Here is a 25882-nt window from a genome sequence, read left to right as displayed (position 1 = left end):
TATTGGCTTGGAGGTATTATGAAAAAAGAAAAGTCTTGTGGTTTGATTTTATTTGATTTAAACAAAAATAAAGAAACTGAAGTGTTAATTGTTAATCAAAGAACTCACTGAGGATTTCCAAAAGGTCATGTTGAAAAAAACGAAACAGAAGAACAAACAGCAATACGTGAAGTCTTAGAAGAAACAGGTATTAAAGCAATACCATTTGCAACAAATGAAATCAGACTAAGAAGTAAGTATGTGATATACGACAATATACCCAAAGAAGTTATTTATTTCATTGGTATCCCCACAAGTAAAAAAATAACAAAACAAGAAGAAGAAATTACTGAAGCTAAATGAGTAACGCTTTCAGAAGCATATGAAACTTTAAGTTATAAAGAAGATAAAAAACATTTAGAAACCTGTCAGAATTTTTTAAATGATATTCAACCATTTGATATATGAAAAAAATACCTAAATGAATAGGTATTTTTTATTTTTATAATTTTTGTAATTCTTTTAAAGCGTTTATATAGATTTCTAAGTCCATTTTTATTTCTTTAAATGTGAATCTTTCATTTGGAGCATGCATAAGTTCCATTTTAGTGGTTGCACCAAAAGCAACACAATTTTCAAAAGTTCTTGCGTAAGTTCCACCACCAATTGCTATTGGTCTTTCTTCATAATTTCCAGTAATTTGTCTATATACATTCATTAATGTTTGCACAAGTTCAGAATCGGGTGCTATATATTTAGCATTTTTAGATCCCACCATTTCAAATGTATATTTGTATTCATGTACATCTAAATAATGTAGCAAATCTTTTGTTACTAGTTCTGGTGTTTTTTTAGCAGGTACACGCATATCAAAACCAATAATATATTCATTATTTTCAGTTCTTAAAATTGCGGGATTTGAAGTTAAAACTCCACTTTCATCTTCATAGTTAAAAAATAAATCAGGCATTGAAAAATCATTATTTTTAAAGTTTAAATACATGTATTTGAAAAAATCATTTTCAAGATATTTTTTATCATGTTCAACAACAGTTTTTATAAATTTTAAAATAGCATTATCACCTGCTGCTGGTGTTGATCCATGACCTGCAATACCTTTTACTAAAAATTTATTTGTATCTAAAATTTCAATATCTTCTTTTTTAAACAATTTAATTAAATCATTTGCTTCTTTTGTTTCAACAACAAGTGCGTCAGGTATTTGATTATAAACTTCACCTGCATATAATTTTAGATCCTGATATTGGTCAAATTTTAAGTTATAATCAAAAATTAACTTCTCAGCAAAAACAAGTGGTCATTCTCCATCTGGTGTGTATCCTAAATCTGGATAACCAAAATCTTTTAAATAAAATTTCATGGATTCCATGGTTGTTTCTTCGCTTAAACCAAAAATAGCTCTAATTGTGTAATTATCGTCAATTAAATTATTATCAAGAATATATTTCATTGCATGTAAAGTTATAATTGATGGACCTTTATCGTCTAAAGTACCTCTTCCAAAAATTTCATCTTCTTTAATTAATGGCTCAAAAGCAGCACTTTCTCATTGTGAATCATCTCCACTAGGTACAACATCTAAATGACATAAAATACCAATAAGTTTTTTACCTGAACCAATTTCCACGAAACCATAACGATTTTTGGCATCTTTAAAAGTTTTAAATCCAAATTCTTTTGATAAATTTAAAACATAATTTAAAGCATTGTCTACTTCTTTTCCAAACGGAAATTCATTTTCTAAATTTGTAACTGAAACAGAAGGAATTTTACATAACTCAGCAATTTGTTGAATCATTTTGTCAAATTCTTCTTTAGTTTGTTTATATTTAATAATGTTGTCCATAATTCTCCTCATTAATATATACTTTAAATTATAATTGTTTATATAAAAAAAGGAATAATATGAAATATATTGACATACACACACATCCATTTAAAGAATATTTTGAAGATCCCGTACAAATTTGTAATGATTGATATCGAGAAGAAATGCAATTACTTTTTATGGTGGGAACTAATCTTAATAATTCTTTAGAAACTATTAACCTAAGTTCAAAATTAGATTTTGTATATCCTATTATCGGGATTCATCCCAATGAATCAAATGGTATGCAAGATGGATTAGATCTTGAAAAAATAATTACAAAAGACGTAATAGCGATAGGAGAAATAGGTTTAGATTATCACTATGATAATACACCTTCAAAAGAAGAACAATTAATTTCACTAATTAGTCAAGTTGAGGTTGCAAAAAAACATAATATACCAGTTATGTTACACATTAGAGATGCAATGGAAGATGCTATTGAATTTGTTTTTAGAGAAGAATATAAAGATATGATTTTTATTTTTCACTCATTTTCGGGTAACAAAGACGATGTGGAAGTTTTATTAAAAAATCCTAATGTTTATTTTTCTATTTCAGGAGTAGTTACTTTTAAAAATGCAAAAGATACACAAGAAGCAGTTAAAAATATACCTCTTGATCGCATTTTTGTTGAAACTGACACACCTTATTTAGCACCAACTCCTATGCGTGGAAAAGAAAATAAAAGTCCTTATGTAAAATATACTTATAAATTTATAGCTGCATTAAAAATGATTTCAGAAAATACCTTAATAAAACAAGTTGAAAATAATGTAGAGAAAGTATTTAAAATAAAATGCAAATAAAAGCAAAAAAATCTTTAGGACAAAATTTTCTAGAAGATAAAAATATTCTTTTTAAAATTGCAAATGCAACTGATATTGAAAATAAAACCGTAATTGAAATTGGTCCCGGTCAAGGCGCTTTAACTAAATTGCTTGTAAAAAAAGCCAAAAAAGTAATTGCATATGAAATAGATAAAGATATGATAGAAATTTTGCAAAGCGATATAAAAGATGATAATTTTGAGTTAATTCATGCTGATTTTTTAAAAGAAAATTTGTCATCAATTGAAAAAAATTCAGTCATTGTTGCAAATATTCCTTACTATATAACAAGTGATATTTTATTTAAAATATTTGATAATTATGACAAATTTTCAAAAGCAATAATTTTAATGCAAAAAGAAGTAGCTCAAAGAATAATTGCTGAACCATCAACAAAAAATTACTCAAAATTAACTGTTTCAAGTAATTATTTTTGCAACGTAAAAAAATTATTCGATGTAAGCCCTAATGCTTTTAATCCCGCTCCAAAAGTGTGATCAAGTGTTGTATATTTTGAATTTAAACATGATATTGAATTTAATACAGCTGAATTTCTAGAATTTATAAAACTTTGTTTTTCTTTTAAAAGAAAGAAATTACTCAACAATTTACTGATAAAATACTCAAAAGAAACGATTTTATCGAAATTTAACTTATTAAATTTAAATGAAAACACAAGAGCACAGGAATTTAATTTAGAAACCTTCAAAATGCTTTTTAAAGAATTTAATGAAATATAATTTAAACATTAAAAAATAACAAAACCCTTTTCTTTTTGGTTTTGTTATTTTTTTATTTGAATATTTTTTTTACTTATTTTTGTTTGTATTTTAGTTACTAAACAATATTTCTTAGAAATGTAATTGTGTACATAAAAGAAATAAAATGTTGTGAGAAAAGTGATGCTTATTAATGTAGTAAAAGTAGATGAAACTATATATCCAATTTTTATGTTGTAAATAACATCTTGTATATCTCTTGCTTGTCAATTAATTAAATGATAAAGTTGTGTGATTCAAATAGGTCCTTCATACATTCTTTTATAACCTGAAAAAGCAGCTAAAACGATTAAAACGATTGCCACACTCAGCAAAAACACGCTCAAAATGATTTTTCAAATTCACCTTTTTTAAGGTCATATACAGCAAGTAAATCTTCAATAGTGTTTTTATTATTATCTATTACATATAATGCACTAGAAATGCTATCTAATCCAATTCATTTATCAAAATATAAGCCATTTTCTTCTGTTGCGTGGTTTGTAGTTAATTCTTCAGATTGAATTTGTGATTCTAAAACATTTACTAAATTCTTTTCACCATCTCTAAATCTTAATTCAATATTTCTAGAAATATAATTTGAACCAGGGTGGCCTTTGCAAAAAATACTGTATGTTTCTGAGTATTTTTTTACAATAATATCTAAATTATTAATATCATTTTTTGCACTACTTGTTCCTAAAACGATTAAAGTTGGTTTATTTTTCGTTTGTTTTACTTTATCAACAATTGATTTTTCTTTTTTCCAGTCTAAACCAATTATTTCAGGTCAATATAAAAATAACCTTTTTGGTTTATTCTTTTGATTTTCTCTTTCTGAAAAAATAATATCCTTTAATGTTTTATTTTCATCATTAAAAAATGAATAAACGTTTTAAATCCTAAATTTATTAATTTTGTACTTAAAATTTCACTACTAAAAAACAATTTTAAATTGTCAATTGTATTTGCTAAAAGATACTGATTTTGTCTACTTATTCTTCCATTTGCAGGTATCATTCATTCATTTTTTTCTTTATCAAATCATAAATCTTTAAATTCTTCTGTATTTCAAAATGAATCATAGAAAAAATCACCCAATAAATCTGAGTCTTCAATTGCTATTAAATTTACATTTTTATTTTCTGATAACTTAGTAAGCGAATCATAATACTTTCTTCATATATGATTTGTTATGTGGTCTGAATTAAGAAAAACATTTATTTTTTATCTTTATTTTCTTTTGCATATTTATCTGTGATTTCATAATAATCATATTCACTACTTTCTTTTAAAATGTCAATTGTATTTTGTGTAGTGTTATTGGTTTTTCTTTTGTTATTTAAAAAATCTAAAAATTTTTCTACATTTAAAGAGTTTTGAAATTCTCTATCATTATCAACATAAAATTTTACATTTTGTTTAGAAAGCATCGCAAGTCGAATTAAATTATAAAATGGTTGTATTCCCCATGAAGAATAATAAAAATTCACATCAGCTGTATCTTGTATTTCTAAAATATTTGGTAAATTCTTTGTTTTTAATTTTATTTTCTCAAATTAAGTTTTGTGTTTGTTCATTTTTATTCAGTTCTTCATACTTACAGGATACTGCAAGCAATGGCATTGCTGCTAAGAGTGCACTAAAAACAAGCACGCTGCTCTTTTTAATTTTTTTCTTAAATTTTCTCGATTTCACAACTATATTATAATATAGTTTTGTTTTATTAATATAGACTTTATTTTGTAGTTAATTATTTAATATTACAAATGTAATTTATAAAATCGTTTCAGTTGTAAATTAATCATTTTTTGTTACTTTATACTCAATAAGTTCAGGATTTTCTCTGTATTTTCTACCCGCTTTTGCACATAATTTTCCATTATTTTTTGTTGCATCAGCACTGAAATTAATTCATATTTTAACTAAAGCACCACCAACTCCATATATATCTACTGGAGTATTTTCTTGTTCAAAATATGTAATTTTTTCAGCATTAAAACCACTAGACACAATAATTTTTACGTGTTTTCCACCATTATTATCTATTGCTTTTCTTAATTGTTTTATTTGATTTGGAGTTACCCCGTATTCTTGTTCGTTATTTACAAACATTTTATCTATCATAGAAATTGAAGTATCTACTCTAACAGCACTTAAATTTGTTTTAAATTCCTTTAAAACTTTTAAAGAATCCGTTATTACATCATTGTGAAAATCAACTAAAGCAACTAATTTATCAGTATTAAAAGTATCTAAATAAGCTTTACAAGCTTCAATTATATCCCCATTAAACATTTGTATTAATGCATGCGGCATTGAACCTCAAGTATTTTCTTTTTTAAAATTACTTGAAGCATATGTTGCATGATTTGTTATTCCACCAACTTCAATTGCATAACCATCACCACTTAAATTTCTATAATGATCTGCGCGATCTGCCATTGATACAACTATTTTATTTCTAGCTGCTTGTTTAATTCTATAAGCATTAGTTGCAATTGAAGATTGACGCGCTAAAATACCATCTATTATTCCTTCAAATTCACCAAATTCTCAGTAAGGACCTTCTAATTCTAATACAACATCTTTGTTGTTAATTATGGTTCCTTCTTTTAAATAACTTATTTTATAATTTTGTGTGTTTGTGTGTTTTTTTAAAATATCTAAAACCTCATTTATACCACACAAAATAACATTATCATTTCTTTGAAAAAATTGTAATGTTGTAATGTTATTTTTTAATGTTTTTTTTGCTATTTTAGCTGTTTTGGAAAAATAAATAGCACTATTATCTAATATTTTCATATCTTTGTTCCTTTTTTTGTAAAAAGCAAGATATTTTAAAAATATCTCGCTCTTTTTTTAATCTAATAATGATTTATTTTTTTGTCTTTGAATTAAATCTTGTTGTTTTTTCTTTGCCAGTTGTTTTTTTGCTATTCGTTTATTTACTAAAATTGTTGGATAAAAACTAAAGAATAAAACAATACATAAAATGATTCTTAAAAATCATAATTCTTCGCTAAATGCACTTGACATGGTTAAGGATAAAAGCACTACAGAAATAGGCATTAATACATTAAATATCTCAAAACCGAATCACTTAAATACATAAATAAAAAGTAAAGTATTTAAAACATATATTCATCAAAATCCAAAAGTAATTAAAAGTAACATTCATCAAGTTAAATTATGAGAATAAGAATTATATATTGATTCTATATCATGTCCTAAAAGAAAAATAAGCATAACTGAAGGCAACACTATAAATAACATATTGTACAGCGCAATTCTTCAATGATATGTTAGCCCGCATACGCGTTCTATTTTGTAAGTTTCTATTTTGTAATTTGACATTATTTTAATTCTCTTTTTAATGTTATAAATTTATTTAATAATTCTTCTTTTGTAAATACTTCAGTACTATCTTGACCATAAGCTCTTAAACTTATTGTTTGTTCTTCAGTTTCTTTATCCCCAATGATTGCAACATATTTTGCTTTTTGAATTTGAGCTTCTCTAATTTTTTTGTTCATTCTTTCATTTCTTGAATCAAATTCAACATTAATATCATTTTTTAAGAAAAATGAGTACAATTCTTGTGAATATTCATAGTGTTTATCTGAAATTGGAACAATAACTAATTGTTTTGGTGATAATCAAAATGGAAGAGCTCCTTTTGTTTGTTCAAGTAAAATTGCAACAAATCTTTCGTATGTACCGATTAATCCGCGGTGAATTAAAACGGGAGTAACTAATTGTTCATTTTGATCTACAAATTTCATATCAAATTTTGTAGGTAATAAAAAGTCTAATTGAAGTGTTGACATTGTAATGATTCTACCAATACTTGTTTTAATTTGAATGTCAATCTTAGGACCATAAAATGCTGCTTCACCAATAAATTCTTTGTATTCAACTTTTAAGTCTTGTAATAAATCTCTTAAATCATTTTCAGCTTTATTTCACATTTCATCATTATCAAAGAATTTTTCTGTATTTTTTGGATCACGAAGCGAAAGTGAAATATGATCTATTTCAATATTAAAATCATTCAATGCTTCTAATATCATTTTGTATAAATGTTTAAACTCTTCTTTAATTTGATCTGGTCTTACAAAAACATGTCCTTCAGTAAGATCCATTGATCTAACTCTTTCTAACCCCGTTAAAGCTCCCGATCTTTCGTATCTATATAATCTTGATTGTTCACTATAGCGAATTGGTAAGTCACGATATGAACGTCTTGTCATATTAAATAACATAATGTGGTGTGGACATGTCATTGGACGTCCAATTAATTGCTCATTATCCATTTCAATTGGTTTAAACATAGTGTCCTGATAATGAGCTCAGTGTCCTGAAATCTCATATAGTTTCTTTTCACCGAAATGAGGGGTTAAAACTTCTTTAAATCCATATAATTTATCTAACTTAGTTACATAATCACGAATAGAGTTGTGAATTTTCATTCCATCTTCTAATCAAATTGGAAAACCTTGTCCTGTTAATTGATTAAAAGTAAAAATATTTAATTCTTTTCCAATTTTACGATGATCTCTTTCTTTTCTTTCTATTAAAATTTGTAAATAATTATCCAATTCTTCTTTTGTTTGTCAACTTGTACCATAAATTCTGGTTAACATTTTATTTTTACTATCACCTTTTCAGTAAGCTCCTGCTAATGATAATATTTTAAAATGTTTAATTTCTTTTACATTATCTACATGGTTTCCGGCACATAAATCTGTAAATAAAACTTGACCGTTATCTGGGTTTTGTAAACTATAAAATGTTACTTCTTTATTTTGAGCTTTAAATTCATCGTAAAGAATTTTTTTATATGGTTGAGAATTTAAATCATAATCTTCTTCAGAAACTTGCACCATTTTTCAATTTCCTTTTGCAAGTTTTTTCATTTCTTTTTCAATATCTTTTAAATTTTCTTCTAAAAGTGGTTGAGAAAATTCAAAATCATAATAAAACCCATCTTCTATTGCTGGACCAATTCCTAGTTTAGTATCAGGGTAAAGTTTTAGCACTGCTGCAGCAAGTAAATGGCTTGTTGTATGATTTAATTTTGTTTTATAATCATTGCTCATAATTTATTTTAAAAACCCATTTTTTTAAGTAAATCATTTAATAATGGTTTTGCTATAAGTTGGGCTTTTTTTGCTCCTTCTTCTGTTACTTTTTCCACTTCATCAAGTGATGCTTTAAATTTAGATTGAATATCGACTAAAAGATTTTTAACTTCAGTAGCAACTTCTTCTTTGAAAACTTTGTAGTTTTTATCTTTAAAATGCTCTTCAGCTTGTTGAATAGTTATATTTTTTAGTCCTGCGTAAATATTTAATAAATTTGTTACCCCAGGTTTTTCATTTGATATATATACTTTATTTTCTGAATCTGTAACTGCTTTTAAAATTTTATTGTATGCTGAGTTTGGATCTTCTAAAAGATAAATTGTACCTTTTGAAGTTTTATCACTTTTAGACATTTTAGATGTAGGATCTTGTAAATCTTTTATTCTCGCTCCTGCTTCTGGTATATAAGCTTCTGGTAATACTAAACTTGTTTTATATTTGTTATTTACTCTTCTTGCTATTGTTCTTGTTAATTCAACATGTTGTGTTTGATCTTCTCCAACAGGGACATATTCAGCACCATATAATAAGATATCTCCAGCCATTAATGTAGGATACATCAATAATCCCGTTGGTATACTTTCAGTTCCATTTCCTTGTTTCATTGATTTTTGACTCTTATCTTTAAATTGTGTCATTCTGTTCAATTCACCAAGTGTTGTTTCACAAGTAAGAAGTCACTGCATCATTCCATGTTCATAAACTTGTGATTGATAAAAAATTGTACATTTTGAAGGATCTAAACCGCACGCTAAATACAATGCAACAGCTTCTTTTCTTCTTCTTTTTAATTCTTCTGGATTGTTATCATTTGTGGTTAAAGCATGTAAATCAGCCACAAAATAATAAGCATCAAAATTATTTTGTAAATCAATAAAATTTCTCAATGCTCCCAGGTAATTTCCTAGCGTTAATTCCCCAGTAGGTTTTATTCCGCTTAATAGTCTTTTCATAATATAAACCTCAATTTTGATTTGTATTTCTTTATTATATTATAAATTATTTACATAGTAAATAGAAACTGAAAAAATAACCTATTTTAGGGATTTCATTTAAAAATTTTTTAAAAATTTTAATTAAAGAATTATAAAATTTAAATTAAGGAGAAAAGAAAAATGACATTTAGTGAAAAAATAAAAAATAGATATAGTGTAAGGGATTTTGATCCAAATAAAAAATTAACAGAAGATGAAGAAAAACAAATTTTGGATGCAATTGCAAGTGCACCAACATCATCAAACTGACATTCGTCATCAGCTATTGTTGTAAAAGATCAAGTTGTTTTAAATAGACTATCAAAAATACACCCAAAAGCTAAACAATTAGAAAATTGTGGAATGCTTATTGTGTTTCTTGCAGATTACAACAGAATGAATATTGCTTTAAAGGAATTTCCAGAATATAAATACAACAGCCATGATTCTGAAACATATACAGTTGCAGTGGGTGATGCTTTTATTCAAGCAACTACCGCTCAAGCAATGGCTATTGAATTAGGTTTAGGAACATGTTTTTTAGGATTAGTAAGAGTTGGAGTTAATGAAATAATTGATGCCTTAAATATTAAAGGCCAAGCATTTCCAGTTATTGGTCTATCAATAGGTCATAAAAAATCTGAAGGTTTAGTAAAACCAAAATTAAATAGAATTTACAAAGAAAAATATAACATTGAGCAAATTAATGATGAAGTAGCAAAATACAATGTTGTATTAAAAGATTTTTTTGCAAAATATGCACAAAACACAACAACACCATTAACATATACTGAAGCAATGGCAAAAATAGCATCAGGATATAATATGAATTCAAAAGAAATTGAAGAAATTTGAGGATTAGAATTAAAAAAATAATTTTTAATTAAAACAACAATCATTAAAATTGTTGTTTTTTTATTAAGTAATTTAGAACTTTATTTAAATTTACAAAATTTTAAAATAAAATATAAATTACACTCAAATGTACTGATTTTTAACACATTCTTTTGTTTGTTTTAAAATTTTATATATATAAAACCGTTTCTTTTTACATTATAAAATTTGTTCTGTTTGTATAATATTAATAATATTATTGGAGGAGCTTTGCAAAAATTACATAAATTTCTATACATTTTATCAATTGTGTGTACTTTAGGAACTATTAAATTATTTTGAAAGTCTTATAGACAAAAACAAGTAAATTCTCAACTTTCAGTAGAAAATAAAGTTAAATTTCCTATTGATGAATTAATAAATTATTTAAATGGTATAGAAAACATAAATAGTGTTTCTTCTACTCATAAAATACTCAAAATTGAACTCAAAAGTAGAGAAAATATTCAAATTGATAAAATAAAATCTTTAAATTCCATTGAAGGAATATTGTTCAAAACAGATACAATATCATTAATAACCGGAAACAATGCTCAATATTTACAAAAAATAATAAATGACAAAATTCAAAATCGGAATTAATTTCCGGTTTTTTATTTGTTGTTTTAAGGTTTGATTTTAAAGTTATAATATAATTAAATTATTAATAATTTAAATTATTAAAATTTTGGAGATTTATATGCAAAGAAACCGCAGCTATGATTTTTTATTAACTAATCTTTTAGATATAAATAATACTGATAGCACACTAAATTTTAGTGTTGATAATGAAAAATATTTTGATGTTTTTAAAATGTCTGATTATGATACATTTGATAAATTGTGTAAACAGCACACATTTTCAATTGAATTTGGTGAATATGGACAAAAAAAATTAATCAAGAAAATTCAACACGCAAGAACAAAAGAAGAAATTATTCAATATTATGATGAGTATTCAATTAATTTACCAATTGAAGTTCAAAATAGATTGGATATTGACTTTGAAAAAGAAAAACACAAAATAACTTTGTTTTTAGAAAGTCGTTTCCAACGTTCAGTTATTAAATGAAAAAAAATTAAGTCAAAATCAGATAATTCAATTATTGAAAAAAATATTTGACCATTGCACCTTGGGTTTTTCTTTATAAATGTTGCAACTGATAAAAAAGATGTTTTTGCACCTTTATTTTTTAAAGAAGTTCGTATCGAAATTGAAAATTCACTTGTTTTTATAAAAAGTTCAAGTGATGTTAAGGTTAATACAAAATTGGTTGCTTTTTTACAATCACATGGATATTCATTTGACACGTCTAATTTTGATTTTTCACAAAAAACGATAGAAGAAATATATAACTATTTCTACAATCAATGAAATAAATTTTATCAAATACCCTCAAGTATAAATACAAAAATTCCAAGCACAAAAGAAATAAATAATAACACAACAATATCGATTTATTCAGGGTTAACTTTAGGATTATTTGAAGTGTCAAGTGGATACTTATGAAACCAAATGAAAAAAATCATAGAAAATGATGAAGTAGAAGAAATTTTTGCAACAGATTACAATAAAAATAATTACAAGAAAAAAATTGAAGACGTTATTTTTCTTAAAAATTTTGGTTTATATAAAATACAACAAACCAATTTTTCCCAGGATTATGCAACCACTAGTGCTTTATATCACGATACCATTATTTGAGGTCCTCCTGGTACAGGAAAAAGTCAAACAATAACAAACTTAATAGTAAATATACTTGCTCGAGATCTTTCTGCTATTATAGTGTCACAAAAAAGAGCTGCACTTGAAGTAATTAAAAGTAGATTAAAAGATATTTCTATTTTTGGAATTTTCATTTTGCAAGATAGAAATATGAAATTAGAAACATTTTATAAACCACTGCAAGATTTTGTATCCAAAATTGAAAATTTTAATAGCGTTGATGGGGAAAGCTATTTTAAAATAATGTCAACAGAAGACAAGGAAATTGTTGAAAGAGCTACAGAAATTAAATCAATGCCAGAATATCAAAATGTTTTAAATGCTTATTCAACAATGTCGCAAGTAAATATAAATTCTCAACTTTTAGAAAATTTAAATAAATTAGACAAATATATAAATTACAATCTAAATACATATGAAACTGACTATATGTCAATTGCTTCAACATTGTATAAAAATAATAAAGGGAAAAAACCAAGCGCATTTATGAAAATGACTAATGGATTTCCAAAAAACATTAAAGAAAGCGCTCAAATCATTGCTAATAATTTAGATTTACTTCGTGTAGATATAGATAACGCAATAAAATATATTGGAACAGTAAGTTTTGAAAATTTACAATTAGTTGAATCTTTTTTTAAAAATTCTTTAAAAAATAAAACAGTTCAATTAAATGACCCTAAAAAATTAGCTAAAATGCTTATTCAAAAAACTAAGGAAAAAATTGATAACTTCAACGAACAAGAAAAAAGACAATATAGAGAATTTGCTATGTCGGTGCGTTCTGCAGGAAAAAGTCCATACAAATTTTTTCATGAACATAAAGAAATGATTAAAAAATTATTTTCAATCATCATTACAACACCAGATACTGATTTAAGTATGTGAGGTAAAGAAGAATTTGATTACGCAATTTTAGATGAGTCTTCACAAATTTTCTTAGAAAAAGCAATTCCTATTTTATATTTAGCAAAGCGGAAAATTCTTGCTGGTGATGATAAGCAAATGCAACCAACAAAATGATTTAGTACTTCTTTTGCAGTTGAAGAAGATGAAGATTTTAAAAATATTCAATCTGTTTTAGATTATGCGCAAGCAAGAGGGGTTTATAATGTTCTTTTAGATAAAAATTATCGTTCTAAAAAGGCATCATTAATGACTTTTAGTTCTAAAAATTTTTATGATTCTAAATTAGACGTTGTAGATGATTATCAAAGTAAATTAACTGAATCTTCAATTGAAGTAATTCAAGTAGATGGGACATGAAATAATTCTGTAAATGAAAAAGAAGCAGACACAGCACTTGAAATAATTTACAAAAAAATACATAAATATGAAAGTATTATTTTTCTTGTTTTTAACTCTAAACAAGAAATTTACATTGAAAATCAAATTTTATCTAAATATCCTGAATTAGAAGAAGCAATTTCTAATGGTAATCTTTCAATTAAAAACATTGAAAATGTCCAAGGAAATGAAGCGGATTTAGTTGTTGTTAATGTGGTATATGATAAAAACACTTCACTAAGTTCAACATATGTAGCAAGACCCGGTGGAAAAAATGCCTTAAACGTTGCAATTTCAAGAGCAAAAGAAAAAATGATTGTTGTAAAATCATTAAATTCAGAAGATATAAGAATTTCAGAAACCTCAACTGATGATATGAAAATTTTAAAAGAATGACTGAAATTTTTAGAATTAAATGAAAATAGCAAGAAAAATTACATAAAAAACTCTAAAAAAGAAAGTTGAACAGAAACAATAAGTTTTGATATTTCTCCTTCTTTTATAAATGAAATTCACCAAACATTAGAAGAACAAATAATAAAAAAAGATTCATCATTAGAAATACAAAAAGATTATGTAATTGGAACAAAATCAATTAATCTCGCTATTCTTAACAAAGAAACTAAAAAACTTCTTTTAGCTATCATGATGGATGATTATAGCTATGCAGGAAATAAAAAACTTTATTTACAATTTAAAGACAATATTTTATTTTTAATAAACAAAAATTACCCAATAATGGTTATTGAAGAGCTTGAATGAAAAATAAATAAAAAAAATATAATCAATAATATTAAAGATATCGCGTCTAAAAATAGTATAGAGGTTGTTTCAGAAGAATTAACAAAAGAAATCACAATGCTACACAGCAAAATAACAAACTCAAGTGATGAATTAGATGAGTTTGTTTGAGATGATAATATAGAAACAGAAGAAGCTACAAAACTAAGTGAGGTAGATCACACACAAGAATTAATTAAAGATGTAGACAATATATTTACAAGCAGTTTTATAGATGAAGAAGTGTATGAAAATAATGAAGTTAAAAACACTGAAGTATTAAATGAATTAAGCAATCAAGATGATTTTACAAATATTTTCCAAAATGAACAATCAACTGAAAGTAACGAAGAAAATGAAACAAATACAAGCGAAGATTTCTTTGAATTAAATAATGAAAATACACAAAAATACATGCACCAAAACACTCATAATGCTGATTTTGATACTTCTTTATTAGAACTACAAGGTTTGATGGCAGATTCTAATAATAACGCAACTGATGTACAAAATACACAAAATAATAAAGTGCTAGAAATTACTGAAGAATCAAAAAATAATAGTACTTACGAAACATTGTTTGATATAAAAAGTGATGATAAAGAATTAGAGGCTTTTGATTTTGAAAACAATAATGACAATATATTTTCGAAACAGTTAAATGAAGAGGATGAAAATATTCATGATGAATTTGAACAAAATGAAATACCATTTTTTGCAGATAACACAAATGAAGAAGAAATTATACCTTCAAATGAATTAGATTCTCAAATACACACAAACACAGATGATGATAAAGAAGAAATAATAGATGAATTTTTAGAAAATGAAAATTTTAATAATGAAGGATTAAATTATGAAGTAATAGATTCTGAACAAAATACATCAAATTATGATCAAAATTCAGAAGATTACAAAGATATAGATGACGAATTTGAAAAAGGTGAAAATTAATGAAAAGAATAAGTAATAGATGAAAAAATTTAATTTGATTTATGTCTGGTGTGGTTGCTATTTCAACAATTGTTGGAGTAACTTTTGGAATGGTAAAAAAAGATAAATATCTGCAAGCCTACGATTTAGATAAACAAATTTTTGATGAAAATAAAATTAATGAATTTGTAAAAATCGTTGAAAAAGATAATATAAGTGAAATTTCTGCAAATGATTTTGCAAGTCAGTTTCAAAAAGAACATTCTTTAAATTCTGATATTTTAAAAAAATATACAAATGTTACTTTAAGTGATAATCTATCAGACTATATAATTAGAATGTTTAATTTTATTATCAATAAATCTGATAATACACTGAATTTTATTGTTGAATTAAAACATAAAACTACACAAAATGTGATTGTTTTTCAAAAAATAATTTCAGGTTTTAAAAAAGCCGCTATAGAAAAAATAACAAATGACCAAACAACAAAAATAAAAACCAATTTCAAAGTAAATAAAAACAAAGATATTAATGTTGATGAATGAATTACGAATATAAACAACTCTACAAACCCAATAGAAAAAACTAATTTATTTTCTAATTTAATTACAACAACAATCAATAAAGAATATGTTTTATATATTGTGGATGATATTAAAAAAGAAAATAACACAATTACATTTAAATATAAATTTTGAAAATTACAATACGATAGAGCAATTTCTGTTTATACACAAACTTTTTCAGATATTGTAACATCAACAATTGAAATATAAAACTTTACAAAAACACCGTTTTGTCGGTGTTTTTTAAACAAAATAATACACTAAGATAAAAGAAAAATAACATTCAAAAAATGTTATTTTTTGTGTTTTTATTTGTTGATTGTTTTTTTATTTTTTATCAGAAGCAAAAAATCTTATTTTTTTAGCAAATGTTTTTGAGTCTTTATATTTAAAGTTTTCTGAATCATAAATTATTGCAACTTCTTCTTCTTGTTTGTCACCAAAACGTTTAGATTCAACTAAAAATTCAGGAACTTCTGTGTCTTTTGCATTTTGAATTACACACTTAAATCTTTGAGATCCTACCAATTCATTTAATTTATCAACAATCTCTTGTACGCGACTTCCTTCATTATGATCTATTTCTGTTAATCCAATAATATCAAAACCTGATTTATAAATTATGTGAGCAATTGCAGTGCTTTTCATTTCCCCACCGTGGAAATTTAAAATGTTTCAGTGTGCTATTCTTATTGTGTTATCTTTTTTTCTATAACCTTCAAAATCTTCATCTACTTTTTTATCAACTTTTATTGTATTTATTTTTGTTACATTTTTTAAATTTATATCAGTAAATACTGGAGCGTGATCACTAATTCCATACTTAATTATTCCTGAATCACCCATTTTGTAATCGTCTTTATAACCTTCTAATCTCTTTAATATTTCTTTTGATATAAAATATTCAAAAGTTTTATAGGTATCTATTTTAAATTGTTTAGCATCTTGATCTTTTATTACTTCAACACCAAAATTCGCTTCATCATCATTTATGAAAAACATTTTGTCATATTGTTCTGAATAGTTGTCACCTTTATTACCTAGACTTGTTAAATATTTTTCATTTCAATCTTTTTTCTTTCCATTTTTTTCAAAAATTTCTAAATTTCTATCTAATGTACTACCTACATTATCTGAAAAAACATCTCCCATTGAAAAGTTTTCTTTATGAATATTTGTATCTCCTCCAAATATTGTTAAAGAACTTTTAAACTCTCCTTTGTAATATTTAAGTAAATCTTCAATGGCTAAAAACTCACTAAATTCTTGTGCTCCTTGATTTGAAATTTTTATATTTTTAGCTTTATCAGGAAATGCTGCCTTCGCTTCGTCTTTTGACGGTTTAAATTCATATTTCTCTTTACTTTTACTTGCTTTTCTTTGACCTGGTGAATCTAAATGATCAAAAACAACTGTTATATCTTTATTATTTGCTTTTAATAAAAATTTTGCAGCAAAAGGAGGTCTTACAAAAATTGTTTCATCTTCACCTAATGAATTAACTGCACTTCTTTCATGTGCAGAATAAGGCGCTACATTATTTTCTAGTTTTGATTCTTCATCTTCTTCTGTGTCTTTATTTTCAGTTTCTGATGAGTCATTATTACTTTCAGAATCTGCGGTTGTATCAGATTCTTTTTCTGTAGCATCTGTTTCATTTGGTGATTCACCATCAGTGCTATCACTTGAAGAATCACCAGTGTTTTCACCATCAGTTGTTGAATCAGAATTACCATCTTGATTATTTGATTCTTTAGTTTCTGATGAATCTTTATTATCTTCATTATCTGTGTTTGTTTCTGTGCCTTTTTCTGTATTATCTACACTATTTGAAGAATTATCATTATTTTCAGTATCTACAGGTGTTTCTGAATCACTTTCTTTTTCATTAGTTGAATCTGCTTCTTCTGATGAAGAATCACTACCGTTTCCAGGATCTGTGGTTTCTGATGAATCTCCACTATCTTTATTTTCAGAATCTGTGTTTGATTCTGTATCTGTTTCTGTATTTTCTTGATCTTTAGAAGTTTCAGTATCATTTTTATTTTCTGAAGTTTCTTCGTTATTTTCTGGATTTGTGTTTGAATCAGAATCTTTTTCATCATCTTTTGAAGTTTCATTTTCAGTTGATGTATTATTTGAATCTTCTGTTTCTGCTGGTTTAGTATTTTCATCTAATTCGCTTGTTGTTTCTTTACTATTTATTTCACTTGAATTTTCATCAGTGTTTGTATTATTTGAAGAATCTTCATTATTTTTAGAATCTTTAGTTGAATCAGATTCTTTTTTTGTAGCATCTGTTTCATTTGTTGTTTTATCTGAATTGTTGCTGTTTTCTTTTGAAGTTTCAGTGCTAGTTTTTTCAGAACTATTATCTGTGTTTTGTTTTGAATTATTATTTGAATTACTTTTATCTGAAGGTGTTGGTTTTAATGTGTTTTTATTTGTTTGAGAATTATTAACCACTCCATAGTATATACCCACAGAAGTAGCTGCAGTTGCCACTGGAATTGAAATGCTTAATAAAATTATTTTCGTAGTTTTTTTCATTGCTCACCTATTTTTTTTATTTATAACAATCCCATATGTTACTTTAAACATATCAACATACTGATTAATGTTTAATCATGTTTTAAGTATAACAAAAGAAGATATATTTTTAATTGTTTCAAATAAATTATCTTTATAAGCAAAATTAATTAACACATAGACCTGGAATTTTTGTAATTAAAAACTCGCTTTTTGCGAGTTTAATTAATCTATGAAATAAGGTATTGTTTTTGTATATGTTTTTGAGTCTTTATATTCAAAATTTTCTGAATCATAAATTATTGCAACTTGCTCCTGTTGAGCTTTACCAAATCTTTCAGAATCTAATAAAAATTTCGGAATAATTGTATCATTTGCATTTTAAACAATATATTTAAATCTTTGTGAATTATCTAATTTATTTAAATTATCAACTATCTGTTGAACACTTGCACCTTGATTATCATTTATTTCTGTTAATCCAACAATATCAAAACCTGATTTATAAATTATGTTTGCTATTGCTAGACTTTTAGCTACTCCGCCTTTATAGTTTAAAATGTTTCAGTGCGCTATTCTTAGTGTGTTATCTTTTTTTCTATAACCTTCAAAATCTTGAACTAATTTTTTATCAACTTTTATTGTGTTTATTGTTGTTATGTTTTTTAAATTTACGTCAGTAAATACTGGAGCGTGATCACTAATTCTGTTTCTAATTGTTAAATTATCATTTTTTGCTTCTTTAAAATCATCATATCTTTTTAAAATGCTTTTTTCAATAAAATATTTAAATGTTTTATAAATATCAACTTTAAATTGTTTTAATTGATCATCTTTTATTGTATCAACTTCAAAATTTTCTTTATCAGCATTTATAAAGAACATTTTGTCATATTGGTTTGCATAATTACCTTTTGTACCTAAACTAGTTAAATACTTTTCTTTATGTCTTTTTAAATGAAGTGAGTTTTCTAATGTACTTTCTATTTCATTTGGGAATTTTCTTGCTAAATAATAATTGTCGTTTTTTATGTTAGTATCTCCACCAAATATTGTTAAAGCACTTTTAAATTCATCCTTGTAATATTTAAGAACATCATCAATAGCTAAAAATTCACTTACCTCTTGTGCTCCTTGTTTTTTTAGATTTTGGTAACTAACATTACTATCAGCTAAACTTTGAGCTGGAAGTGGTTCATTATATTTTTTACTCTCTCTTCTATCTGGACTATCTAAGTGATCAAAAACAACTGTTATATCTTTATTATTTGCTTTTAATAAAAATTTTGCAGCAAAAGGAGGTCTAACAAAAATTGTTTCTTTTTTAGCAAGAGAAGTTAATTGACTTCTGTCTTTAGCGCTAAAATTTGCCTCTGCTTGATTTGTGTTATTGTTGTTATTATCTTGAGTTATTTTACTATTAAATGTTAAATATATTCCTGCTCCACCAGCAGCTATTAAAGGAATCAACATCAATCATAATGACTGTTTTTTCTTCATTTTTCCTCGTTTCGTTGTTGTTTGTTTATTTTATCATAAATTATTACTTATCTAAATATAAAACAATTAAAATAGTATGCTATTATAAAAGCAATTTAAAAATTTTTATAAACACAATATATGTGTAGAAAAAAGATTTCTCAACATGTTCATTAGATAAAAATAATTACAATTTCAGATCACATAATTAATTTCAAAGAAATGTTAATGGGGTCTGATTATTGCGTTAGGTGGTTTAGATAATAATGTTTATTATTGATGATTGATAAATTAAAGTAGGTAACTGATGATTATTTGATTTCATTGATTAGTTATTTAATGTTAGGTGGTGGGTTGGGTAGTTAATGGTTGGTAGGTTTATGAGTATTGATGGGTGGTGAGAATGATTTGGTGGGGTTATTTATAAGGAGAGTTGGTTTATTTAGATTTAAAAGACAAATAAAACATATTTTAATTAGGTGCTGGTGATATTGATTAGGTATTTGATGACTAGGGTTTTGGTTGCGTTAAGGAGTTAAGGATTGATTATATGATTGGTGGTGGTTATTAGGTAGCATGATATAAATAGTAAAGTAATAAATAAATCATTATAATAATTTATAAATATTGTATATTAATTTTGTTCATAGTAAAATCATAAAATTATAAATATTTAATAAAAAAAAAGAAACTAATTAAAGTTTCTTTTTAAATAGCATCTAGTAAAACATCTTTAATTTGTTTTAGTGTTTCTGTTTCTCTTAGTCTTGAAGAATCTTGATTAAGTTGTCCATCAGGATTTAAAATTGATTGAATTTTATTAATTGGTTTTGATTTATGAGAAAGTGTTACATGGACACCATCTTCACTATCTCAAAACACATCTTCATATAATTTTTGATTTGTTAATTTATCATAAACATCAAAATATAATTTAGCAGTTGATTTAGTATCATCATCTTTAGGTGAAATTAATTCATCAGTTTCAATAGCAACTGCACCTTTAACATCTAATTTAAAAAAATCATTGATGATATTTCTACCTTTAGTTTCTTTAAAGAATTTATAATCTTCATTACTAAAATTATGTTTATCAACTTCATCTTCAAAGTATCTCATTATGTCTAAATCAAAAGTTGAATTTTCATTTAATCTGTATTCAAAATATTTTTTAAATTCTTCATTAAAATCTAAATATTTATTTTTTTTAAGTTCTTCACTTGCAAAAGAATTTTCTAATTTTCTACTTTGTAAATGAAATAAAGAATAAAAATCTTTTAAAATAACTTCATTATTTTTTAAATAATTAATTAAACCATAAGGTGAAACATAAAATTCTCTATCAAAATCATTATTAACTAATTCAGTAGCATTAGGATCATTATATGTTTTTGGTATATATGTTAATACACTAAGTCTGATTGCTTTAATTAAAAAATCTTGTTGAATTTTAGTAAGTGGTTTTTTTAAATTAATTTGTTTAGTGATTTTATTTTCAATTTTATCTTTTTGAATAATTTCATAATCTAAAACCAAAGTTTTAGCAAAAACAGAACTTTGATTTTCAATTGATTTAAAATTTCTATTAATCAATTTAACTTCTAAATTATCATTTTTATTAATTATTTTAATATCTGATAATTTAATATCATTAAAATTATCTTTAGTTACATTTTCAGGTAATTTAAAACCTATTGATTTTGATTCTTCTTCTAAATCAAGACTTTTGATTATTTTATTTTCAGTTTTATTAGATTCTTTGTTTGGTTTTGTATTTGTATCAGTTGTTGTATTTGTATCTTTTTTAGGTTCTTTATCAGCAGTTTGTTTATTGGTATTAGTATTTTCATCTTTAATTTCTTGTTTAGCACAAGCAACACTACCTAAAATACTAATTCCACTAACCATTAATAAAGAAGTAAATAAGATTATTTTTTTAGATTTTTTCATATATGTTTTCCTTTTAATTTTTTGTTAAGTTAAAAAATATTTACTAACTATTTATTATATATTTAACCACTTTTTGAATAGAAAATATTCATTTAACGTTCAATAATATATTTTTTTCAAAAATAGTGTTTTAAATAAGTAATTATATTGTTGTCATATTTAACTTTTACTTGTTTCTTGTAAGAATAATAACAATTTCTATATGTGGTGTTTGGGGAAACATATCAACCGGTTGAACAAAATCAATTTTATAATATTTACTTAAGTAAACTAAATCCCTAACTAATGTATGTACATTACAACTAATATAAGAAATTGTTTTAGGTGATTGTTTAATTATTAAATCCATAAATTCACTTGTTAAACCCGATCTAGGCGGATCTACTGAAATCACATCGAATTTTATGTTTTGTTGATTTAATATTTCCATTTGTTTATCTATATCATTTGCATAAAATTCAATATTTTCTATTGCATTTATTTTTTGTGATTCTTTTGCGTTATCAATTGCTTCTTTTACAATTTCAACACCAATTACTTTTTTTGCTTTTTGAGCTAAAAAAGTAGTAATTGTTCCTATTCCACAATACGCATCTAAAACAACATCATTTTCAGTAATATTGATTGCTTTTAACATTGTATTATAAAGTGTTATAGCTTGTTTTGCATTAACTTGAAAAAAAGAATTTCAATTTAACTTAAACTTAAATTCTCCTAATGTATCAATTAAATATTCTTTACCAAAAATAACTTTATAAAAATTACCAAGTAAATTATTTTTATTTTTCTTATCATCAATATTGTGAATAATAGAAACAATTTCACTGATTTCATTTTTCATTAAATTTAAAAAATCTAGTGGAAAGGGTTGTTTATTTTCAGTAACAAACACAACTTGAACTTGATTATTTTCTTTTGTTGCTCTTATCATTATTCTTTTAATTTTGTTTAAATATAAATTAAAAGAATTAATATTATTGCTTAAAAAATTAACAACCTTATTAATAGAATAAACAGCTAAATTATAATTTTCTTCTTCAATTAATGTATGTGACATTTTTTCATATGTACCTAATTTATATTTATTGTCTTTATTTTCAACAAATAAAACTACTTTATTTCTATAATTTCACTGATTTTCAGAAGGGATTATAGAATTTATGTTTTCGTAATTTAGTTGTCTTTTAAACAAATAAGAAACAATGTTTTGTTTAAATTCTAGTTGATCTTCATATTTTAAAATACTTAAAGCATTATTTGAAACTGCTTTTAAGTCCTTATTATCGATTCTTTTTGGATTTTTTTTAATTAAATTAACAATTTTAGCAAATGCAAATTTAGAATTTACTTTAATTAATTCAATATCAGCTTCTTCATTTTCAAGCATTCCAAATACAAAAATAGAGTAATTTTCTTTTCTAATTACTCCTAATGCATCATAACTAAATTCAGTTGTTTTTTGATTTTTTAAAATTTGATGTAATTTATATTCCATATTATTTACCTAAACAGAAATTACTAAAAATTGTTGTTAAAAGATCATCGGGTGAGTCTTTACCTACAATGCTTCCTATATTTTTTCAAGCTTCTGTTATATCAACAACAATAACTTCTGGACCAAATCCATATTCTAAACCGTTTAATGCTGCTTCTAGGTTTAATTTAGCTGATTTTATAGCAGCTAATTGTCTTGTGTTATAAATTAAATAATCACTGTTTAAATCAATATCTTTGTAATTTTCTACAAGCGCTATTTCTAATTCTTCTAAATCATTGTTTAATGCAGAAATTTTAATTTTGTTTTTGTCAGTAATTTTTGATAAATCATTTTTATTATAAACGCGAATATATTTTTTAAATTTTGATGCTGCTTCTATTGCTAAATTTTCTTCATCAAGCCCTGAATTTGAATCTACAACATGAATTACTATTTCAGATGATTCTATGATTTGTTTTGCCTTTTCAATTCCGATTTGTTCGATTTTATCGGTAGTTTTTCTTATTCCTGCAGTATCAATTAATTTAAATAATATACCTTCTATTTGAAAACTTCCTTCAACTATATCTCTAGTTGTGCCTGCTATATCAGTAACTATTGCTTTTGACTCTTTAATTAAAGCATTTAATAATGAACTTTTACCAACATTAGGTTTACCAACAATTGCTACATTAATACCTTCATAAATTTTTGTCGCATTTTCTGATACTTTAATAATTTTGTTAATGTCATTAATTAATTCTTTTATTTTAGGTTTAACTAATTCTGATGTAAGTTCTTCAACATCTGTAATTTCAGGATAATCTATGTTTACCTCTAAATGACCAATTAAATATGTGATATCTGTTAGAAAATTATTAATTAAATTAGAAAATTTATTATCAAATTTATTAATAGACATTTGCGCTTGTTTTGTTGTTTTTGCATGAATTAAATCATTTATTGCTTCGGCTTTTACTAAGTCAATTTTTCCATTTAAATATGCTCTTCTGCTAAATTCTCCAGGTTCAGCCATTCTTGCTCCATGTGATAATATTAATTCTAATATCATATTTGAAACAACTATACCACCATGACAATTTATTTCAACTGTATCTTCTCCTATGTAATTATTTTTTCCAGGAAATCAAGCAACTAACACTTCGTCAATAATTTGTTGATTATCTTTTATTAGACCAAATGTGATTTCTTTATTTTTTCCTTCTTTACCTGTAAAAATTTTTTTTATTATTTGTATCGCTTCAGGGCCTGCTATTCTAATTATTGAAATAGCTTGATTTACTTTCCCTGAACTTATTGCTGTTATTGTATCTCACATAATTTATATATTATATTATAAATAAATTAAAAATGCAGATAGGGGTTGAAAAAAGAAAAAGTTTTTTATTTTTAGTTTAATTAATAATAATAAGTTGTGTAATAAGTGTAAAAAAATATAAAAAATAACTTATATATAGACATTTTTTTATTTAATAAAATGTTTATATTGTGTCAATAACCTTTTTAAAATTAATGTAAAAACCATCATATCATATAAAAATGTCTAAAAAAGGTAAATAAAAAGCTAAAATTTATCAAAATCAATGTAAATAAAATGTCTATAAATAAATATTGACACTTTTTTACATAAAAGTTATTGACATTATATTTATATATAAACCATTATAATTAATGTATAAATATTTACAACAAGGGGAAACTATGTCTGTTGCTATAATTGCTGAGTATAATCCATTTCATAATGGACACATTTATCAACTAAAACAAGCAAAAAAAAATTTTAAAGATCAAAAAATTTATATTATTTTAACCGATAACTACACACAACGTGGAGATTTTAATGTTTTAGATTTTGAATACAGAAAAGAATTGGCTTTAAAATATGGAGCAAATGAAGTTATAAAATTGGATTATAATTACAGTACTCAAGCAGCACACATATTTGCAAAAGGAGCAATAGAATTAATTCATAAACATAAAATAGATAATGTTTTTTTTGGTTCAGAAACAGAAGATATTTCTGTGTTTATTGAAGCTGCAAATGCAATAAAAAACAATATAGAACAATATAATAAAAATGTAAAAAAATGATTAAAACAAGGTTTTTCTTTTGTTAGATCTTCTTCTGAATCACTAAAAGAATTGATTGGGCAAGAATTTAAATTACCTAACGATATTTTAGGATTTGAATATGTAAAAGAAATTGTTTTTAATGATTACAAAATCACACCACATTGTATAAAAAGAACAATACCATTTCATTCTGATTTTACAAAAGAAGAATTTGCAAGTGCTTCTTATATTAGGGAACTTATTTTTGAGAATAAAGATTTTTCTCAATTTAGTCCAGTTATTATAAATAAGATGCCGGATAGACTAAAAAATCACTATAAAGAACTTCAAAAAATAATAAAAAACACTCCTATTGAAACACTTAAAGAAATTCAAATGGTTTCAGAAGGAATGGAAAATTTATTTAAAAAACATATATATTTAGACACTTGAGAAGAATTCATTGAAGCTTGCACAAGTAGAAGATATACAAACTCAAGAATACAAAGAACACTGCTGCAAATCTATATATGGAGCAACAAACAAAAAAAATAGAACAAAACAGCCAAAAAACAAAATTTTATGCAAATTTGTTAAAAAATTGAGGCCGTTTTTTTTTTTTTTTTT

22 protein-coding genes are annotated in these 25882 nt (G+C 24.7%); 9 read left to right on the top strand and 13 right to left on the bottom strand.

All coding sequences use genetic code 4. The annotated features are described in order from the left end of the window. The first annotated feature begins 18 nt into the window (after window positions 1-18). Window positions 19-468, top strand: coding sequence for a bis(5'-nucleosyl)-tetraphosphatase (locus KQ877_RS02215; protein ID WP_216535925.1), 450 nt, complete (start codon window positions 19-21; stop codon window positions 466-468). A 13-nt stretch (window positions 469-481) separates the two neighbouring features. On the opposite strand, the gene KQ877_RS02210 is transcribed toward KQ877_RS02215, so the two are convergent. Further along, window positions 482-1846 carry a Sapep family Mn(2+)-dependent dipeptidase gene (locus KQ877_RS02210; RefSeq protein ID WP_216535924.1) on the bottom strand — a complete coding sequence of 455 codons (1365 nt, stop codon included), beginning with the start codon at window positions 1844-1846 and terminating at the stop codon, window positions 482-484. A 59-nt stretch (window positions 1847-1905) separates the two neighbouring features. On the opposite strand from KQ877_RS02210, the gene KQ877_RS02205 reads away from it, so the two are divergent. Both KQ877_RS02205 and rsmA read left to right on the top strand, forming a co-directional pair. Further along, window positions 1906-2676 carry a TatD family hydrolase gene (locus tag KQ877_RS02205; protein ID WP_216535923.1) on the top strand — a complete coding sequence of 257 codons (771 nt, stop codon included), beginning with the start codon at window positions 1906-1908 and terminating at the stop codon, window positions 2674-2676. Then, a complete protein-coding gene (gene rsmA / locus KQ877_RS02200) occupies window positions 2667-3437 on the top strand; it encodes a 16S rRNA (adenine(1518)-N(6)/adenine(1519)-N(6))-dimethyltransferase RsmA (protein WP_216535922.1) in 771 nt (256 codons plus the stop codon). Before KQ877_RS02205 ends, rsmA begins: the two co-directional genes overlap by 10 nt. Before the next feature lie 44 nt (window positions 3438-3481). On the opposite strand, the gene KQ877_RS02195 is transcribed toward rsmA, so the two are convergent. Then, window positions 3482-3781 carry a hypothetical protein gene (locus tag KQ877_RS02195; RefSeq protein WP_216535921.1) on the bottom strand — a complete coding sequence of 100 codons (300 nt, stop codon included), beginning with the start codon at window positions 3779-3781 and terminating at the stop codon, window positions 3482-3484. A 78-nt stretch (window positions 3782-3859) separates the two neighbouring features. Between KQ877_RS02195 and KQ877_RS02190 the strand changes: the two genes are divergently transcribed. Next, entirely contained in the window at window positions 3860-4054 is a 195-nt protein-coding gene (locus tag KQ877_RS02190; RefSeq protein WP_216535920.1) for a hypothetical protein, read from the top strand. 256 nt (window positions 4055-4310) lie between these two features. Here the strand turns inward: KQ877_RS02190 and KQ877_RS02185 are convergent, their stop codons facing one another. The 6 genes from KQ877_RS02185 to trpS form a co-directional block, all read right to left on the bottom strand. Beyond that, entirely contained in the window at window positions 4311-4556 is a 246-nt protein-coding gene (locus tag KQ877_RS02185; RefSeq protein WP_216535919.1) for a hypothetical protein, read from the bottom strand. A gap of 119 nt (window positions 4557-4675) precedes the next feature. Further along, window positions 4676-4948: a hypothetical protein gene (locus KQ877_RS02180; protein ID WP_216535918.1), complete on the bottom strand. Its 273-nt coding sequence runs from the start codon at window positions 4946-4948 to the stop codon at window positions 4676-4678. 307 nt (window positions 4949-5255) lie between these two features. After that, window positions 5256-6263: a nicotinate phosphoribosyltransferase gene (locus KQ877_RS02175; RefSeq protein WP_216535917.1), complete on the bottom strand. Its 1008-nt coding sequence runs from the start codon at window positions 6261-6263 to the stop codon at window positions 5256-5258. A 57-nt stretch (window positions 6264-6320) separates the two neighbouring features. After that, the gene (locus KQ877_RS02170) at window positions 6321-6815 is read right to left on the bottom strand and encodes a hypothetical protein (RefSeq protein ID WP_216488400.1); all 495 of its coding nucleotides are present in this window, start codon (window positions 6813-6815) and stop codon (window positions 6321-6323) included. After that, window positions 6815-8560 carry a threonine--tRNA ligase gene (gene thrS, locus KQ877_RS02165; protein WP_216488401.1) on the bottom strand — a complete coding sequence of 582 codons (1746 nt, stop codon included), beginning with the start codon at window positions 8558-8560 and terminating at the stop codon, window positions 6815-6817. Before thrS ends, KQ877_RS02170 begins: the two co-directional genes overlap by 1 nt. A gap of 8 nt (window positions 8561-8568) precedes the next feature. Beyond that, window positions 8569-9558, bottom strand: a complete 990-nt coding sequence (gene trpS, locus KQ877_RS02160; RefSeq protein ID WP_216488403.1) for a tryptophan--tRNA ligase — start codon at window positions 9556-9558, stop codon at window positions 8569-8571. 162 nt (window positions 9559-9720) lie between these two features. Between trpS and KQ877_RS02155 the strand changes: the two genes are divergently transcribed. The 4 genes from KQ877_RS02155 to KQ877_RS02140 all read left to right on the top strand — a co-directional run bounded on the left by KQ877_RS02155 (window position 9721) and on the right by KQ877_RS02140 (window position 15957). Then, window positions 9721-10455, top strand: coding sequence for a nitroreductase family protein (locus KQ877_RS02155; RefSeq protein ID WP_216535916.1), 735 nt, complete (start codon window positions 9721-9723; stop codon window positions 10453-10455). Window positions 10456-10683: 228 nt separating this feature from the next. Then, complete coding sequence (locus KQ877_RS02150) at window positions 10684-11055, top strand: PTS glucose transporter subunit IIB (RefSeq protein ID WP_216488405.1); 372 nt, start codon at window positions 10684-10686, stop codon at window positions 11053-11055. Between the two features lie 97 nt (window positions 11056-11152). Then, window positions 11153-15199 (top strand): AAA domain-containing protein, encoded by a 4047-nt coding sequence (locus tag KQ877_RS04215; RefSeq protein WP_216535915.1) that lies wholly within the window; start codon window positions 11153-11155, stop codon window positions 15197-15199. Then, window positions 15199-15957 (top strand): hypothetical protein, encoded by a 759-nt coding sequence (locus KQ877_RS02140; RefSeq protein WP_216535914.1) that lies wholly within the window; start codon window positions 15199-15201, stop codon window positions 15955-15957. Before KQ877_RS04215 ends, KQ877_RS02140 begins: the two co-directional genes overlap by 1 nt. A gap of 117 nt (window positions 15958-16074) precedes the next feature. On the opposite strand, the gene KQ877_RS02135 is transcribed toward KQ877_RS02140, so the two are convergent. From KQ877_RS02135 to mnmE, 5 genes are all read right to left on the bottom strand, one after another. Next, window positions 16075-18297, bottom strand: coding sequence for a hypothetical protein (locus tag KQ877_RS02135; protein ID WP_216535913.1), 2223 nt, complete (start codon window positions 18295-18297; stop codon window positions 16075-16077). A gap of 360 nt (window positions 18298-18657) precedes the next feature. Further along, a complete protein-coding gene (locus KQ877_RS02130) occupies window positions 18658-19776 on the bottom strand; it encodes a hypothetical protein (RefSeq protein ID WP_216535912.1) in 1119 nt (372 codons plus the stop codon). A gap of 687 nt (window positions 19777-20463) precedes the next feature. Next, on the bottom strand, window positions 20464-21705 hold the full coding sequence (locus KQ877_RS02125; RefSeq protein ID WP_216535911.1) for a hypothetical protein: 1242 nt from the start codon (window positions 21703-21705) through the stop codon (window positions 20464-20466). Between the two features lie 166 nt (window positions 21706-21871). After that, window positions 21872-23200, bottom strand: coding sequence for a 23S rRNA (uracil(1939)-C(5))-methyltransferase RlmD (gene rlmD / locus KQ877_RS02120; protein ID WP_216535910.1), 1329 nt, complete (start codon window positions 23198-23200; stop codon window positions 21872-21874). Window position 23201: 1 nt separating this feature from the next. After that, window positions 23202-24521: a tRNA uridine-5-carboxymethylaminomethyl(34) synthesis GTPase MnmE gene (gene mnmE, locus KQ877_RS02115; protein ID WP_216535909.1), complete on the bottom strand. Its 1320-nt coding sequence runs from the start codon at window positions 24519-24521 to the stop codon at window positions 23202-23204. A 383-nt stretch (window positions 24522-24904) separates the two neighbouring features. On the opposite strand from mnmE, the gene KQ877_RS02110 reads away from it, so the two are divergent. Then, entirely contained in the window at window positions 24905-25810 is a 906-nt protein-coding gene (locus KQ877_RS02110) for a nucleotidyltransferase (protein ID WP_216535908.1), read from the top strand. Window positions 25811-25882: the final 72 nt, after the last annotated feature.

Origin of the sequence: Mycoplasma zalophi (genome assembly GCF_018914005.1) — a bacterium.
Lineage (GTDB): Bacteria > Bacillota_I > Bacilli_A > Mycoplasmatales > Metamycoplasmataceae > Metamycoplasma > Metamycoplasma zalophi_A.
This window is presented reverse-complemented; position numbering and strand designations above follow the sequence as displayed.